Source organism: Mesorhizobium sp. CO1-1-7 (assembly GCF_020164885.1).
In the GTDB taxonomy this organism is placed as follows: Bacteria; Pseudomonadota; Alphaproteobacteria; order Rhizobiales; family Rhizobiaceae; genus Mesorhizobium; species Mesorhizobium australicum.
The window spans coordinates 130,481-145,738 of the sequence record NZ_JAIUHA010000010.1 but is presented as its reverse complement, the minus strand read 5'-3'; the positions used below and the strand labels follow the sequence as shown (position 1 = coordinate 145,738).

At 62.1% G+C, this 15,258-nt stretch carries 14 protein-coding genes; all 14 read left to right on the top strand.

The features are described from left to right. Positions 1-83: 83 nt before the first annotated feature. On the top strand, positions 84-902 hold the full coding sequence (locus LB516_RS22260; protein WP_224720379.1) for an N-formylglutamate amidohydrolase: 819 nt from the start codon (positions 84-86) through the stop codon (positions 900-902). A gap of 22 nt (positions 903-924) precedes the next feature. Continuing rightward, positions 925-2,466 (top strand): amino acid permease, encoded by a 1,542-nt coding sequence (locus LB516_RS22255; RefSeq protein ID WP_015315803.1) that lies wholly within the window; start codon positions 925-927, stop codon positions 2,464-2,466. A 96-nt stretch (positions 2,467-2,562) separates the two neighbouring features. Beyond that, complete coding sequence (locus LB516_RS22250; protein ID WP_224720378.1) at positions 2,563-3,933, top strand: glutamine synthetase family protein; 1,371 nt, start codon at positions 2,563-2,565, stop codon at positions 3,931-3,933. An 83-nt stretch (positions 3,934-4,016) separates the two neighbouring features. Continuing rightward, positions 4,017-4,448 carry a hypothetical protein gene (locus LB516_RS22245; RefSeq protein WP_140618744.1) on the top strand — a complete coding sequence of 144 codons (432 nt, stop codon included), beginning with the start codon at positions 4,017-4,019 and terminating at the stop codon, positions 4,446-4,448. Beyond that, positions 4,445-4,864: a type II toxin-antitoxin system VapC family toxin gene (locus LB516_RS22240; RefSeq protein ID WP_224720377.1), complete on the top strand. Its 420-nt coding sequence runs from the start codon at positions 4,445-4,447 to the stop codon at positions 4,862-4,864. Before LB516_RS22245 ends, LB516_RS22240 begins: the two co-directional genes overlap by 4 nt. Then, the gene (locus LB516_RS22235; protein WP_224720376.1) at positions 4,865-6,262 is read left to right on the top strand and encodes an aldehyde dehydrogenase family protein; all 1,398 of its coding nucleotides are present in this window, start codon (positions 4,865-4,867) and stop codon (positions 6,260-6,262) included. Positions 6,263-6,278: 16 nt separating this feature from the next. Next, positions 6,279-7,451 carry an iron-containing alcohol dehydrogenase gene (locus tag LB516_RS22230; protein WP_023770536.1) on the top strand — a complete coding sequence of 391 codons (1,173 nt, stop codon included), beginning with the start codon at positions 6,279-6,281 and terminating at the stop codon, positions 7,449-7,451. A 243-nt stretch (positions 7,452-7,694) separates the two neighbouring features. Continuing rightward, a complete protein-coding gene (locus tag LB516_RS22225) occupies positions 7,695-8,801 on the top strand; it encodes an ABC transporter substrate-binding protein (protein WP_015315809.1) in 1,107 nt (368 codons plus the stop codon). Between the two features lie 64 nt (positions 8,802-8,865). Next, positions 8,866-9,783, top strand: a complete 918-nt coding sequence (locus LB516_RS22220) for an ABC transporter permease (protein ID WP_140619323.1) — start codon at positions 8,866-8,868, stop codon at positions 9,781-9,783. Then, positions 9,780-10,571: an ABC transporter permease gene (locus tag LB516_RS22215; protein ID WP_015315811.1), complete on the top strand. Its 792-nt coding sequence runs from the start codon at positions 9,780-9,782 to the stop codon at positions 10,569-10,571. The genes LB516_RS22220 and LB516_RS22215 overlap by 4 nt, the downstream gene beginning before the upstream one ends. A 30-nt stretch (positions 10,572-10,601) precedes the next feature. Continuing rightward, complete coding sequence (locus tag LB516_RS22210; RefSeq protein ID WP_015315812.1) at positions 10,602-11,666, top strand: ABC transporter ATP-binding protein; 1,065 nt, start codon at positions 10,602-10,604, stop codon at positions 11,664-11,666. Positions 11,667-11,824: 158 nt separating this feature from the next. Further along, positions 11,825-13,378: a cation:proton antiporter gene (locus LB516_RS22205; protein WP_224720375.1), complete on the top strand. Its 1,554-nt coding sequence runs from the start codon at positions 11,825-11,827 to the stop codon at positions 13,376-13,378. A gap of 116 nt (positions 13,379-13,494) precedes the next feature. Beyond that, positions 13,495-14,403, top strand: coding sequence for an endonuclease/exonuclease/phosphatase family protein (locus tag LB516_RS22200; protein WP_015315814.1), 909 nt, complete (start codon positions 13,495-13,497; stop codon positions 14,401-14,403). Between the two features lie 7 nt (positions 14,404-14,410). Next, positions 14,411-15,256, top strand: a complete 846-nt coding sequence (locus tag LB516_RS22195) for an EamA family transporter (RefSeq protein WP_224720374.1) — start codon at positions 14,411-14,413, stop codon at positions 15,254-15,256. Positions 15,257-15,258 lie beyond the last annotated feature (2 nt).

Sequence of the window (15,258 nt, the reverse complement as noted above, 5' to 3'; positions counted from 1 at the left end):
AAACTGTATGAAATCATCCGCCGGGACGCAATGAAACAAAATACGTAACATACGATACAGCGCTCCCAGGGGACGGCAGGACTATGGAGACAGCGCGGCCCGCCAGCCTTGCATCGTCTGATACCGTGAGGGTGACGAACCCCGGCGGATCGAGCCCCTTCGTGCTGACCTGCGATCACGCTTCCAATTTCCTTCCGGCTGAATTCGGCACGCTCGGCCTTGCCGTCGACGACCTGTCCCGCCACATCGCTTGGGATCCCGGTGCTTTGCCGGTTGCGCTGCGGATGGCGCAGGCGCTCGATGCGACGCTGGTCGAAACCCGCATTTCGCGTCTCGTCATCGACTGCAACCGGCCGCTCGATGCGCCGGACCTGGTGCCGCCGGTCAGCGAAACCACTGCCATACCGGGCAATACCGGCTTGTCGGAAAAACAGCGCGCGGCGCGGATCGCCCTGTCATGGCAACCGTTCCATGGCGCCATCGAGCGCATCGTCGAGGACCGGTTGGCGCGCGGCCAGGAGACCCGCCTGGTTTCCGTTCATTCCTTCACGCCGGTCTATAAAGGCCGCAATCGGCCCTGGCATATCGGCATCATCCATGACGATGATCGCCGGCTGGCGTCGCCGCTGATATCGGCGCTGCAACGGCTCTCAGGCATCACCGTCGGCATCAACGAACCCTATTCGCCGGCCGACCGCGTCTATTTCACGCTGGAACGGCATGCGCGCTCGCGCGGGCTACCCTGCGCGATGATCGAAATCCGCAACGATGAAATCTCCGGCGAAACCGGGCAGCGGAAATGGGCGGATATGCTCACGGGCATTTTTTCGGATCTGGAGCCAGAGGAGGCCAAGGGCTCTCGACGAAGCGCAGTCGGAAAGTCAGTTCAATCGGCCAGCTAAGAACCAACAGGGGAACTCTGACATGACAACACCTGATCACTCTGACAAGTCGGAGGACACAAAAATCCTCCACAGTATGGGCTACGCCCAGGAACTAGCGCGCCGCATGAGCGGCTTCTCCAACTTCGCCATTTCCTTCTCGATCATCTGCATTCTGGCGGGCGGCATTACGTCTTTCCCGCTGGCCATGGCGACCGGCAGCGGTTTCGAGGCGACCATCGGCTGGGTCATCGGCGGCGTCTTTGCGCTCGTGGTCGCGGCGTCTCTCGGCCAGATTGGATCGGCCTATCCGACAGCCGGCGGCCTCTATCACTGGTCCTCGATCCTGGGCGGACGCGGCTGGGGCTGGGCCACGGCCTGGATCAACTTGCTCGGCCTGATCTTCGTCGTCGCTTCGGTGAATGTCGGCGTCTACCTGCTGTTTCAGGGGCTCGTTGCTGGCCCGATCTTCGGCTGGGACACATCGGCCTGGGGCTTCTGGCAACAGACGGCGGCAGTCGTCTTGATTACAGTTACCCAAGGTCTGTTCAATCATCTCGGCATCAAGACGACGACGATGTTGACCGATTTTTCCGGCTACCTCATCCTCGTTGTCGCGGTCGTGCTGACGCTGACCTTCCTGATCTGGGGCGCGCATGGCTTCGACCTCGCGCGGCTGACGACTTTCGTCAACACGACCGGCGATCTCGGTGGTGGCTATGTTCCGACGGCCCGCACCGCACTCGTGGCCTTCCTGATTGGCCTTCTCTACCCGCTTTACACGATCACCGGCTTTGACGCCTCCGCGCATACCGCCGAGGAAACGCACAATGCCCGCGTCGCTGTGCCCAGAGGCATGATCCACGCGGTCCTCTGGTCTCTCGTCTTCGGTTTCGTCATGGCGGTCTCCTTCGTCCTTGCCAGCCCCGATCTCGTGGCGACCGCCAAGGACGGCGGCAATGCCTGGTTCAACCTGTTCAACAATCTGCCGGCGCCAACCTGGCTCAAGGCTCTGCTCGGCATCGCCATCGTGCTGTCGAACTATCTGTGCGCGCTAGCAGGGCTCACTTCGACCTCGCGCATGATCTTTGCCTTTTCGCGTGACGGAGGTCTGCCAGGGTCTTCTTTATGGAAGCAGGTTTCGCCGACCTGGCGCACGCCCGTTCCGGCCATCTGGCTCGGCGTCGTTCTGTCGATTGCCGCCACGCTCTATTCGCCGGCTTTCGCGGCGCTGGCAGCCGGCTGCGCACTCTTCCTCTATGTCTCCTACGCCATGCCGATCGCGGCCGGACTTCTTGCGGAAGGAAAGAGCTGGACCGAGTTCGGACCATTCCGGCTCGGCATCTGGTCAAAGCCGTTCGCCGTCATCACCGTGCTTGGTGTTCTGGTGTTGATGTATGCCGGCATCCAACCGCCCTTCGACATCTTGATCAACTATGCGATCGGATTGATCGTTCTGCTTGTCGTTTTGTGGTTTGCCGTCGAGAACCGCCGCTTCCAGGGGCCGCCCATCGGCGAGACGGCAATCGCCAAGCGCAGGGCGATCATCGCAGCGGCCGAAAAGGCCGTCGGCGAATCCGCCTAAACAACCAATCAAGCCGTGGCGGGTTCGCCCGCCACGGTTTTTTGTTCTCGTTCAATATGACAAGCCCGAAACGCCAAGCACTGGAGTGCCAAAGGAATGGCCGGAAGTTTCTCGTTCGATCAGTTGAAGAAAGCGGTCTCCAGCGGCGAGATCGACACGGTGCTGGCATGCATTGTCGACATGCAGGGCCGGTTGGCGGGAAAGCGGTTCCTGGCGCAATACTTCGTCGATTCCGCGCATGACGAGACGCATGGCTGCAACTACCTGCTGGCGGCCGACATCGATATGGAGCCGGTGCCGGGCTACAAGGCGGCAAGCTGGTCGAAGGGCTATGGCGACTTCGTCATGAAGCCGGACCTGGCGACGCTGCGGCGCATTCCCTGGCTGGAAAAGGCGGCGCTCGTCATTTGCGACGTGCTCGACCACCACACCCATGACGACCTGCCGCATTCGCCGCGCGCCATCCTCAAGAAGCAAGTCAAGCGGCTGAGTGAGCGCGGCTATATCGGCTATTTCGCTTCCGAGCTCGAATTCTATCTGTTCAACGAGACCTACGATTCCGCCCGAAAGAAGCATTGGCAGGGGCTCGATACAGCCTCGCCCTATATTGGCGACTACCAGATCGGCATCACCACCAAGGAAGAAGGCGTCATGCGCCGGCTTCGCAACGAGATGGAAGCCGCCGGCATTCCGATCGAGAATTCCAAGGGCGAGTGGGGTCCGGGCCAGGAAGAGATCAATGTGCGCTACGCCGAGGCGCTCGACATGGCAGACCGCCACGTCATCCTGAAGAACGGCGCCAAGGAGATTGCCGAGTCCGAAGGCAAGGCGATTTCCTTCATGTCCAAGTATAATTACGGTCTCGCCGGCAATTCGAGCCACATCCACAATTCGCTGTGGAGCGCGGACGGCAAGACGCCGCTGTTCTTCGACAGACAAGCCGACTGGACCTTGTCGACGCTCGGCCAGCAATGGGCGGCCGGGCAGCTGAAATACGCCAAGGAATTCACCTGGTTCCTGGCGCCCTACATCAATTCCTACAAGCGCTTCCAGGCCGGCACTTTCGCGCCGACCAAGATCATGTGGAGCGAAGACAACCGCACCGCGGGCTTCCGCCTGTGCGGCGAGGGCACCAAGGGCATCCGCATGGAATGCCGCATCGGCGGCGCCGACCTCAATCCCTATCTCGCCTTCGCGGCGCTGATCGCGGCCGGCCTCGCCGGTATCGACGAGAAGCTGGAATTGCAGAAGCCTTTCGTCGGCGACGCCTATCAGGCTTCTCGTTTGCCGGAAATTCCAAAGACGCTGCGCGATGCGACCGAGACGCTGGCGAAATCGAAGATGCTGAAACAGGCGCTCGGCGAGGATGTGCTCGAGCACTATGTCCACACAGCGAAGTGGGAGCAGTTCGAATACGATCGGCGTATCACGGATTGGGAACTGCACAGAGGGTTCGAGCGTTACTAAAGCTTTATGCAGCTTTATTGTTGACAATGTAGTTAATGTAGCTCATATGAAGGCTGCAAGCTGCAATTGTTGGGGAGTTCGCAATGTCCAAATATGCGCCGCTGAAGGAATTTCTGGTCGCCCAGAATGCCGACCGTGTGCCTATGTCGTTCGATCAGATCGAAAGCGTGCTTAGTCTGCCGTTGCCGGCATCGAAGCGATACCCCGCGTGGTGGAGCAACAATCCGAGCAATAATCCCATGACCAGGGAGTGGCTCGAGGCCGGGTTCGAAACCGAATCCGTCAACGTAGGCGCTGGCAAGCTTGTCTTTCGCCGCGTTCGCAAGATGCCGACCGGTGACGCCGCACCCGCTGTGCGTACGCACCGTCACCCTGGATTTGGTTTCATGAAGGGCTTGATAGCAATCGAGGCCGGGTTTGATGTCACCAAACCGTTCGATGATGAGCCTTGGGATCGGGGTTATCTGGGCGGTGAAACTCAGGCGCAGCATGGTAAACACGTGATGCGCAAATGAGTGAAGAGCCGAGCCTGCTGCTGGACACGTGCGCGATGATCTTCATTGCAAACGACAGCAAAATCGACCCTCAGGCAAGTCAGAAGATTTCCGACGCGGCCTATGATGGCCGCCTCTATCTCTCGCCGATGTCAGCATGGGATATCGGCATCGGTGTGGCCAAGGGCCGGCTCAACTTGCCCATAGCGCCGCTCGATTTCGTAGAGCGATTCATTGAGCGCATGTCCGCAAAACTCAGCGCGATTTCGCCGGCTATTCTGATCGCGTCCTCCAACTTGCCGGGTTCGCCCCATGGCGATCCTATGGATCGAATACTGATTGCCACTGCAAGGGCCTTGGACATGGTTCTTGTGACGCGAGACGAGCCCATCCTTCGCTACAGCCGCAACGGCCATCTGCGTACATTAGCCTGCTAAATGGAGCACCTTTTGGAAACCGTAGAACTCAAATCCCCCATCGACGGCTCGATCTATGCGGAGCGGCCGGTCGCTACCGACCAGGCGATCAACGCCGCGGTCGAGCGTGCCAAGGCGGCGCAGGAGAAGTGGGCGCAGACGCCGATCGTCGAGCGCGGCAAGTACATGCTGGCGATGCTGGAAGCACTGGTCGCGATGACCGACGAGATCGTGCCGGAGATCGCCTGGCAGATGGGGCGTCCCGTTCGTTATGGCGGCGAGTTCGGCGGCGTCAAGGAGCGTACCAACTACATGGTCGAGATCGCGGAAGCGGCGCTCAAGTCCGTGCCGGCCTCCAACCCGAAGGACGGCTTCCGGCGCTATGTGAAGAAGGATCCGCTTGGGGTGGTCATGGTGATCGCGCCATGGAACTATCCCTATCTGACAGCGGTCAACACCATCGTGCCGGCGCTGATGGCCGGCAACGCCGTCATCCTGAAACATGCCGCGCAGACGTTGCTGGTCGGCGAGCGCTTTCAACAGGCTTTCGACAAGGCCGGCCTGCCAAAGGGCGTGTTCCAGAATGTCGTGCTCAACCATGCACAGACGGAAAAACTGCTGGGTTCCGGCAAGATCGACCATGTCAATTTCACCGGCTCGGTCGCTGGCGGCCGTGCTATCGAAAAGGCGGCGGCAGGCACCTTCATGACGCTTGGGCTCGAACTCGGTGGCAAGGATCCGGCCTATGTGCTGCCCGACGCCAAGATGGACCATGCCGTGGCCAATCTGGTCGACGGCGCCTTCTTCAATTCCGGCCAGTGCTGCTGCGGCATCGAACGCGTCTATGTGCACGAAAAAGTCTATGACGAGTTCGTCGAAGGCTTCATCGCCGAGACCAGGAATTATGTCGTCGGCAATCCGCTGGAGCAGACGACGACGATGGGACCGATGGCGCAGGCGCGCTTTGCCGACCTGATCCGCGAGCAGAAGGCCGAAGCGCTACGCAAGGGTGCCAAGGCGCACATCGACATGAAGGTGGCTAACGACAAGGCCGGCTCGCCTTACCTGGCGCCGGAAGTGCTGACGCAAGTCGACCACCAGATGAGCGTCATGCGTGAGGAAAGCTTTGGCCCGATCGTCGGCATCATGAAGGTGCGCAACGATGAGGAGGCGATCGCTTTGATGAACGACAGCCCCTACGGGCTGACGGCCTCGATCTGGACGCGCGACACCGAGCATGCGGTGGCGATCGGCGACCGCGTCGAGACCGGCACGGTGTTCATGAACCGCTGCGACTATCTCGATCCCGCGCTGGTCTGGACCGGCGTCAAGGACACCGGCAAGGGCGTTGCCCTGTCGGCGCTGGGCTATGACAATCTGACCCGGCCGAAATCCTTCCATCTGCGTGAAGCCATCTAATTTTCGAAAGACAAAAATGTCCAAGCTCATCTCCAAATGGAACTACCCCACCACCGTTCGCTTCGGCGCCGGGCGCATCAAGGAACTGCCGGAGGTGCTCGCGGCCACCGGCATCAAGCGGCCGCTTTTCGTCACCGATCCGGGATTGGCGAAACTGCCGGTCGTCGCCTCGACGCTCAGGATTCTCGACGAGGCCAAGGTGCCCTATGGCGTGTTCTCCGAGGTGAAGCCGAACCCGGTCGAGTCCAATCTCACCGCTGGCATCGCGGTGTTCAAGAAGGGCAAGCATGACGGCGTCATCGCCTTCGGGGGCGGCTCGGCGCTCGACCTCGGCAAGCTGATCGCCTTCCAGGCCGGCCAAGTCAGGCCGGTCTGGGACTTCGAGGATGTCGGCGACTGGTGGACGCGCGCCAACTCCGACGCCATCGCGCCAATCATCGCGGTGCCGACCACCGCCGGCACCGGCTCGGAGGTCGGCCGCGCCGGCGTCATCACCAACGAGGAGACGCATACCAAGAAGGTCATCTTCCATCCGAAGTTGTTGCCGGCGATCGTCATCGCCGATCCGGAGCTGTCGGTCGGCATGCCTTCCTTCATCACCGCCGGCACCGGCATGGACGCGCTTGCCCATTGCCTCGAAGCCTATTGCGCGCCGGGCTACCATCCGATGGCCGACGGCATTGCCGTCGAAGGCATACGCCTGGTGTTCGAGAACCTGCCGAAGGCTTATGCCAATGGCAAAGACCTCGTCGCCCGCGCCCACATGATGAGCGCGGCCGCCATGGGCGCCGCGGCCTTCCAGAAGGGGCTGGGTGCCATCCACTCGCTGTCGCATCCGATCGGCGCGCTTTACGACACCCATCATGGCATGACCAATGCCGTGTTCATGCCATATGTGCTGGCCTTCAATCGCGACTCCATCGAGGAGCGTATCGCCCGGCTCGCCGCCTATTGCGGCATCAAGGGCGGTTTCGACGGCTTCGCCAAGGCTGTTATCAAGCTGCGCAAGGAGTTGAAGGTGCCGCACGCGCTGCCGGGCCTGATCAAGGGGCTCGACATGGACAAGAAGCGCAAGGGCCTGATCGCCGACATGGCGGTGGTCGATCCGACGGCCGGCGGCAACCCGGTCAAGCTGACCAAGAAGGCGGCGCTGACACTGCTCGAAAACGCCATCGCCGGGACGGTCTGAGGCCGGTTCCTGGATGCGGAAGTTGATCGGGAAACGAGGGGAAAGGAGAGGGGAAGGGGCGATATAGGGGCGGATTAATGATTAGCCGGAAAATTAAGTGATGGCTAATTGCTACAGTCCGTTAAAAAGAGTTAACTTTTCACGCTGCGAGGCGCCGGTTTCACAAAGCTTTCATCTGGCTGTCACACGAAAACGATACCGCATCGCAGACGTCCAACGGCGTCAGTTCAATGGAGAGAACACATGTTCAAATTCACGGGGAAAGTGCTTTCCCTTTCGGCCGCGACCCTGATGGTGTCGTCGGTGATTTCGTCCGCCGCTTCGATGGACGATCTCATCAAGGCCGCCAAGGCCGAAGGCCAGCTCACCACGATCGCCTTGCCGCATGACTGGTGCGGTTACGGCGACGTCATCGCCGGCTTTAAGGCGAAGTATCCGGAAATCACCGTCAACGAACTCAACCCCGACGCCGGCTCCGGCGACGAAGTCGAGGCGATCAAGGCCAACAAGGACAACAAGGGCCCGCAGGCTCCTGATGTCATCGACGTCGGCCTGTCCTTCGGCCCGACCGCCAAGGCCGATGGCCTGTTGATGCCATACAAGGTGTCGACCTGGGACTCGATCCCGGACAGCGCCAAGGATGCCGATGGCGCCTGGTACGGAGACTATTATGGCGTTCTCTCGTTCATGGTGAACAAGGACCTGATCAAGGAGTCGCCGAAGGACTGGGCCGATCTCCTCAAGCCCGAATTCGCCAACGCGGTCGCCGTTGCCGGCGATCCGCGCGCTTCGAACCAGGCCATCCAGGCCGTCTACGCCGCAGGCCTTTCCGGTGGCGCGGCTGCTGGTGAAGCCGCTGGCACCGCCGGCCTCGACTTCTTCAAGAAGCTCAACGCCGCCGGCAATTTCGTGCCGGTCGTCGGCAAGCCGGCAACGCTTGCCCAGGGCCAGACCCCGATCCTGATCAACTGGGACTACAACGCGCTCGCCGGTCGCGACACGCTGAAGGGCAACCCGCCCGTCGACGTCATCGTGCCGAAGACCGGCGTTGTCGCTGGCGTTTACGTGCAGGCGATCAGCGCGTTCGCGCCGCATCCGAATGCAGCCAAGCTGTGGATGGAATATCTCTATTCCGACGAAGGCCAGATCGGCTGGTTGAAGGGCTATTGCCACCCGATCCGCTTCAACGATCTTGCCAAGAACGGCAAGATCCCCGCGGACGTTCTGGCCAAGCTGCCGCCGGCGGAATCCTACGCCTCGGCTGCCTTCCCGACGCTCGACGAGCAGGGCAAGGCGAAGGAGACCATCAGCAAGAACTGGGACGCCGTTGTCGGCGCCAACGTCAAGTAAGGCTTGAAATCCACCGGGCGGCCGCGAGGCCGCCCGGTTTCCCCTCGAAGACGGTAGCCGGCGCATGACCGATCTTACGCTTTCAAATCAGTCCGTCACCACCAAGCCCGCGCCGCCGAACGAGGCGACCACTTTCCGCTTTCCGATGCAGTGGATTGGCGTGGCGCCTTTCTTCATCTTTGTCCTGATGTTCCTGATCCTGCCGACGATCTATCTCGTCCTGGGCGCTTTCCAGAATGGCGACGGTCAGCTGACGCTTGATAATATACTGCAGCTGGTCAGCGATCCCTCGATCAGCGCTTCCTACTGGGTTTCGATCAAGATCAGTTTCTGGTCGGCGGTCATCGGTGCCTTTGCCGGGCTCGCGATTGCCATCGCCATCGTGCGCGGCGGGCTTCCTAACTGGACCCGCTCGGCGACCTTGACTTTTTCGGGCGTCGCCTCGAATTTCGCCGGCTTGCCACTGGCCTTCGCCTTCCTGGCGACCCTCGGCCGCGTCGGCATCGTCACGACGCTTCTGCGTGACGTTCTCAATGTCAACATCTACGCGATGGGTTTCAATTTCCTCACGACATCGGGCCTGATCGCGGTCTATCTGTTCTTCCAGATTCCGCTGATGGTGGTCATCATCGTGCCGGCCATCGACGGCTTGAAGAAGGAATGGGGCGAGGCCGCCGCCACACTCGGGGCCACCCAGTCGCAGTATTGGCGCATGGTGGTCATCCCGGTCTTGTGGCCGAGCTTCCTCGGCACCGTTATCCTGTTGTTCGCCAATTCCTTCGGCGCCATCGCCACGGCTTATGCGTTTGCCGGCCCGGCACTCAACATCGTTCCCATCAAGCTCTATTCGCAGATCAACGGCGACGTGCTGCACAACCCGCAGCTCGGCTATGCCATCGCCTTCGGCATGATCGTCATCACGGGCTTGGCTAACGTCTTCTACATCTGGTTCCGGACCCGGTCCGAAAGGTGGCTCAAATGAAGTCGGGCAAATTCTGGGCCTGGGTCGTCTTCATTGTCGGCGCGGCCTATTTCTTCATTCCGCTGATGGCGACTGTCGAGTTCTCGTTGCGCATGCGCCGCGGCGTCCATTCCTTCGATGCCTACCAGATCGTGCTGGGCGACGCTCGCTTCCAGTCGACCTTCCTGTATTCGGTGGTAGCGGCCGTCTTCACCATCATCCTCGGCGTGCTGATCGTGGTGCCGGCGGCATACTGGATCCGGCTGCGCCTGCCGCAGCTCAGGCCGATCGTCGAATTCATCACGCTGTTGCCGCTGGTCATTCCGGCCATCGTCATCGTGTTCGGCTATATCAGGATGTACGGCTCGAATTCCCCGCTGCCGTTCCTGGGCAGCAATATGGGCGCCAATGCGCTGCTGGTGATCGGCTATGCGACGCTGGCTCTGCCCTACATGTATCGCGCCGTCGATACGGGGCTGCGCACCATCGATGTGCGGACATTGACCGAAGCAGCGCAGATCCTGGGCGCCGGCTGGGGCACGATCATTGGCCGGGTGATCCTGCCCAATGTCCTGATCGCCGTGCTGTCGGGCGCCTTCCTGACCTTCGCCATCGTCATCGGCGAGTTCACCATGGCGAGCCTTCTCAACCGTCCGGCCTTTGGCCCGTATCTGCAAAACGTCGGCGCCAACCGCGCCTATGAACCGGCAGCCCTTGCCATCATCGCCTTCGCCATTACCTGGGGCTGCATGTCGCTCATCCAGATCCTGTCTCGCTTCGCGCCGAAATCGGCGAACCGCCCGAATTGATCGAAAAGCACTGACCTGAGAGAAAAAGCCATGGCCGAGCCATTCCTGTCCATCCAGCATGTGCGAAAGTCCTACGGGTCCAACACCGTGGTGCAGGATTTCAGCCTCGACGTCGAGCCGGGCGAGTTCGTCTCGTTCCTGGGGCCATCCGGATGCGGCAAGACGACGGTGCTGCGCATGGTCGCCGGCTTCGAGGAGCCGTCGGCCGGCAAGATCGTCGTCGCCGGCAAGGACATCACGCGGCTGAAGCCCAACCAGCGCAACGTCGGCATGGTGTTCCAGGCCTATGCGCTATTCCCGAACCTGACGGTGGCGCAGAACATCGCTTTCGGGTTGAAGGTTGCCGGCATGCCGAAGGCCGACGCGGACAAGCGCGTCGCCGAGATGCTCGACATGATCAGGCTGCCGCAGATGGCGGACCGCTATCCCTACCAGCTCTCCGGAGGCCAGCAGCAGCGCATCGCGCTGGCGCGTGCTATCGCGCCGAAACCAAAGCTCCTGCTGCTCGACGAGCCGCTGTCGGCGCTGGACGCCAAGGTGCGCGTGTCGCTGCGCGAAGAAATCCGCTCGATCCAGAAGAAGCTCGGCATCACCACCATCTTCGTGACCCATGACCAGGAAGAGGCGCTGTCGATCTCCGACCGCATCGCCGTCATGTATGGCGGCAAGGCCGAGCAGGTCGCGACGCCGTTCGAGATCTACAACCGGCCAGCGACCAAGTTCGTCGCCAATTTCGTCGGCACGCTGAACGTGCTCGAAGGCAAGGTCACCGACGCCGCCTCCGGCAAGGTGCAGGTCAACACGCAGGAAGTCTCGCTCAAGGGCAAGCTCAACGGCTCGAAGTCCGGCGACACGCTGTCTCTGGCGCTGCGACCCGAGGCGATTTCGCTCGGCCGCCAGCCCGGCCGCGACTCCAGCCTGACCGGAGAGATTTCCGAAGTGCACTTCCTCGGCTCGGTTATCCGGGTCCGTGTCGGCATCGGCGGCAACACGGTGTCGCTCGACACGTTCAACAACTCCGCCACCCCGCCGCCCGCAGTCGGGGAGAAGGCCGAGATTTCGTTCTCGTCGAGCGATATGCTGGTGCTGCACTAGGTAGTCCGCTGTCGGAAGGCGCTCCCAAACGGGCGCTCCAGCCGTCGGGATTTCTCATGCTGCCGGCGGCGACACGGCCCGTGCCAGAGATGTCCCTGTTGTTTCACGACCATGACTTTGGCACTGCCAATCGCCTCGTTCGGCGGCTACGATAGAGCATGGCTCTTTTCGAACTGACGCTTATCCTCCTGTTGATTGCAGTCGCGCTGACGGCGCTGTCGCGGCGGCTGCAAGTTCCCTATCCGTCGCTGCTGGCGCTGGCGGGCGCGGGCATCGCCTTCCTGCCCGGCATGCCCACCATCGAAATCGACCCGGAACTGGCGCTGGCCTTGTTCATCGCGCCGGTGCTGCTCGACGCCGCCTATGACACCTCGTTGCGCGACCTCAATCGCAACCGGCTGCCGCTCGCCCTGTTGGCCTTGGGGGCTGTCGTTTTCACCACCGCAGCGGTTGCGCTGCTCGGCTGGAAGATGGCAGGCCTGCCGATCGCCGCGGCCGTCGCCCTTGGCGCCATCGTAGCGCCGCCCGATGCCGTCGCGGCGTCGGCCGTGCTCGGACAATTCAAGGTGCCGCATCGCATCACCACCATCCTGCAAGGCGAGAGCCTGCTCAACGATGCAACCGCGCTGCTGATCTACCGTATCGCTGTCGCCGCCGCCCTCGGTCCGTTCCTGTTGAGCAGCGCCGCGCCCATGGTCGTCTTGTCGACCGTTGGTAGCCTGGTGGCCGGCTATGTACTCGGTCGGCTGTCGCTTGCCACGCTGAGCCGCATCGAGGACGCGGCCAGCGGTACCGTGGTGCAGTTCGCCGGCACGTTCGGTGTCTGGATCCTGGCGGACAGGTTGGGTCTGTCGGCGATCATCACCATCGTCGTCTACGCCATGACCATCGCACAGACCGCGCCGCGCCGAATGTCAGCAAGAAAGCGTGTCAGTTCCTATTCGGTCTGGGAGACGGCTGTGTTCGTGCTCAACGTGCTGGCCTTCGTGCTGATGGGTCTGCAGGCTCGGTCGATCGTCGGACGGCTCGCCGGTACGGGAGAGCTCGACGCGTTCGTCTTTGCCGCGGCAGTGCTGGCGGTCGTCATCGTTTCGCGCCTGATCTGGGTGCTGGGCTGCGGTGTAGTCATCAGGTGGTTTGCCCGCTTTGGCGGCGCCGAGCATCAGCCGGATACGCCGTCCTTTCGCGGCGGCGTGCTCATCGGCTGGTGCGGCATGCGCGGACTGGTAACCCTTGCCGCGGCATTCGCCTTGCCGGTCGAATTTCCTGCTCGCGACCCGATCGTGCTCGCCGCCTTCACGGTCGTGCTCGGCACCCTGGTGCTGCAAGGAATGAGCCTGAAGCCGCTGCTGCGCGTCCTGAAGCTGGATCCCGACGAAACGGTCGACCGGGAGGTAGCGAAGGCGCGCGTCGTGGTCATGCAGGCCGCGCTTGATGTATTGAGCGGCAAGACCTCGAGCGCCGCAGCCGCGGTGCGCGAGCAATATGCCGCCCAGCGCAAGATCGCCAAAAATCCCGAGGATGCCCAGGCCGCGACCGAATATGACAGGCTGCGTCTCTATGCCATCAAAAGCCAGCGCGATGCCCTGGAGCAGCTGCGCCGCAACGGCACCATCGGTGACGAAGCCTATCACCGTCTGGAGGAAGAGATCGACTGGACGGAACTTGCGGCATCGCCGGCAGGCCGGTTCCAGCCGCTGACCACCGACTAGCAGATACCGCGTCTCGGCCGCTGCCCTGCTGGCCCAAGCCCCGTCCGTCCTCCTGCACATTGCAAGCGATCGGCCGAACCGTTACTGCCAACACCGAAAAGTGAGCCGGATAAGCAATGAAGCTGGTCAGCTACAACATCCAGTACGGATTCGGCAGCGACGGGCGCTACGATCTTTCGCGTGCGGCACGCCTTGTCGCCGGCGCCGACATCATCGCCTTGCAGGAGGTCGAGCGGCACTGGCAGCGCAGCGATTTCGACGACCAGCCGGAGCGGCTTTCCCAATTGCTGCCTGGGTATCATTGGGTCTACGGCCCAGCCTTCGACATGGATGCCAGCGAGCTGCGCGACGGCCGCCTGGTCAACCGCCGCCGGCAGTTCGGCACCATGGTTATGTCGAAGCTGCCGATCGTCTGGTCGCGACTGCACGCGCTGCCGATGCGCCGCACGCTGCGGCCGCTCAACACCCGCAACGCCGCCCTCGAATGCATGATCCGCACGCCGGCCGGGCCGGTCAGGGTGCTGTCGCTGCATCTCGCGCACATCGCGGCGGAAGAGCGGCTGGAGCAGATCGACTATCTCATGGCCGAGCACCGCCGGGCACCATCGGAAGGCGGACCGTGGAGCGGCGCGGACGATGAACCTTCGCGTAACTGGACACATGGGGAAGTCGAGCCGGAAAATCCGCTGGCGACGATCTGGATGGGCGATTTCAACATGGAACCCGGCAGCGCCGAATATCGCCGCATTGTCGGCAGCACGCCCTATCATCGGGGCGCTGCCTATCTCGACGGCTTCGTCGATGCCGCTTCTGTCGCCAGCGAGCCGGTGGCGGATTTCCATACGCATGAGAAGATCATCGACGGCAGACTGGCAAAGCGCCGGCTTGATCATTGCTTCGTCGGCGGCATGCTGGCCGGGCGTGTGCGTTCTGTTGGATCAGACATGGGCGAGGTGGCTTCCGACCACTTCCCGGTCCGGGTCGACATCGATCTCGAGACGCCCTTCGGCTTGGGAGGTCGATGAGCTCCCCATGACGCTTTTCGTCTTTTTCGCGGTGCTTGCCGCGGCCGCCATGCACGCGATCTGGAACGCACTGGTCAAGGTGCATCTCGACCGCTTCCTGTCGATCACGCTGATGACGCTCGGCATGGGCACTGCTGCCCTCGTCGTGCTGCCCTTCGTCGAGGTGCCGAAGGCGGAGGTCTGGCCCTACATCATCGCTTCGGTGATCTTCCACGTGGGCTATCGCACCTTCCTGATCGGCGCCTACCAGGCCGGCGATTTCGCCCAGACCTATCCGCTGGCGCGTGGCACGGCACCCCTGCTGGCCGCGATTGGCGGCATGTTCGTCGTCGCCGAAGTGCCAGCGCCGCTTGCCATCCTTGGCATCCTGCTGTTATCGGCCGGCACGCTTGTGATGTCGTTTCGCGGTGGCGCGCATCTGGAGAAGCTGAACCTGCGCGCGGTCGGCTATGCGCTGGGCACGTCGATCTTCATCGCCAGCTACACGCTGTCCGACGGCAGCGGCGCGCGGCTGGCGGCAACGGCGCAAAGCTATGCCGCCTGGTTGTTCATCTGCGATGCATTTGGCGCGCTGGTGCTGTGCCTCGTTTTCCGAGGGCCCAAAGCGCTTCCCGTCCTGGCGCGCGACTGGAAAACGGGACTGTTCACCGGGGTGCTTTCCGGCGCCGCCTACTGGATTGTCATGTGGGCGATGACCAAGGCGCCGATCGCCTCGGTGGCGTCGCTGCGCGAGACCTCGATCCTGTTTGCCATGATGATCTCGGTCTACGCCCTCGGCGAGAAGATGACAGGCTGGCGCGGCGCTGCCGCGCTCAGCATTGTTGCAGGCGTCATCGCGTTGAGGATGGGTTGACC

What these genes read in the sequence shown, in the direction of transcription:
- LB516_RS22260 (WP_224720379.1), top strand. Translation starts at nt 84, where the DNA reads ATGGAGACAGCGCGGCCCGCCAGCCTTGCATCGTCTGATACCGTGAGG.
- LB516_RS22255 (WP_015315803.1), top strand. Translation starts at nt 925, where the DNA reads ATGACAACACCTGATCACTCTGACAAGTCGGAGGACACAAAAATCCTC.
- LB516_RS22250 (WP_224720378.1), top strand. Translation starts at nt 2,563, where the DNA reads ATGGCCGGAAGTTTCTCGTTCGATCAGTTGAAGAAAGCGGTCTCCAGC.
- LB516_RS22245 (WP_140618744.1), top strand. Translation starts at nt 4,017, where the DNA reads ATGTCCAAATATGCGCCGCTGAAGGAATTTCTGGTCGCCCAGAATGCC.
- LB516_RS22240 (WP_224720377.1), top strand. Translation starts at nt 4,445, where the DNA reads ATGAGTGAAGAGCCGAGCCTGCTGCTGGACACGTGCGCGATGATCTTC.
- LB516_RS22235 (WP_224720376.1), top strand. Translation starts at nt 4,865, where the DNA reads ATGGAGCACCTTTTGGAAACCGTAGAACTCAAATCCCCCATCGACGGC.
- LB516_RS22230 (WP_023770536.1), top strand. Translation starts at nt 6,279, where the DNA reads ATGTCCAAGCTCATCTCCAAATGGAACTACCCCACCACCGTTCGCTTC.
- LB516_RS22225 (WP_015315809.1), top strand. Translation starts at nt 7,695, where the DNA reads ATGTTCAAATTCACGGGGAAAGTGCTTTCCCTTTCGGCCGCGACCCTG.
- LB516_RS22220 (WP_140619323.1), top strand. Translation starts at nt 8,866, where the DNA reads ATGACCGATCTTACGCTTTCAAATCAGTCCGTCACCACCAAGCCCGCG.
- LB516_RS22215 (WP_015315811.1), top strand. Translation starts at nt 9,780, where the DNA reads ATGAAGTCGGGCAAATTCTGGGCCTGGGTCGTCTTCATTGTCGGCGCG.
- LB516_RS22210 (WP_015315812.1), top strand. Translation starts at nt 10,602, where the DNA reads ATGGCCGAGCCATTCCTGTCCATCCAGCATGTGCGAAAGTCCTACGGG.
- LB516_RS22205 (WP_224720375.1), top strand. Translation starts at nt 11,825, where the DNA reads ATGGCTCTTTTCGAACTGACGCTTATCCTCCTGTTGATTGCAGTCGCG.
- LB516_RS22200 (WP_015315814.1), top strand. Translation starts at nt 13,495, where the DNA reads ATGAAGCTGGTCAGCTACAACATCCAGTACGGATTCGGCAGCGACGGG.
- LB516_RS22195 (WP_224720374.1), top strand. Translation starts at nt 14,411, where the DNA reads ATGACGCTTTTCGTCTTTTTCGCGGTGCTTGCCGCGGCCGCCATGCAC.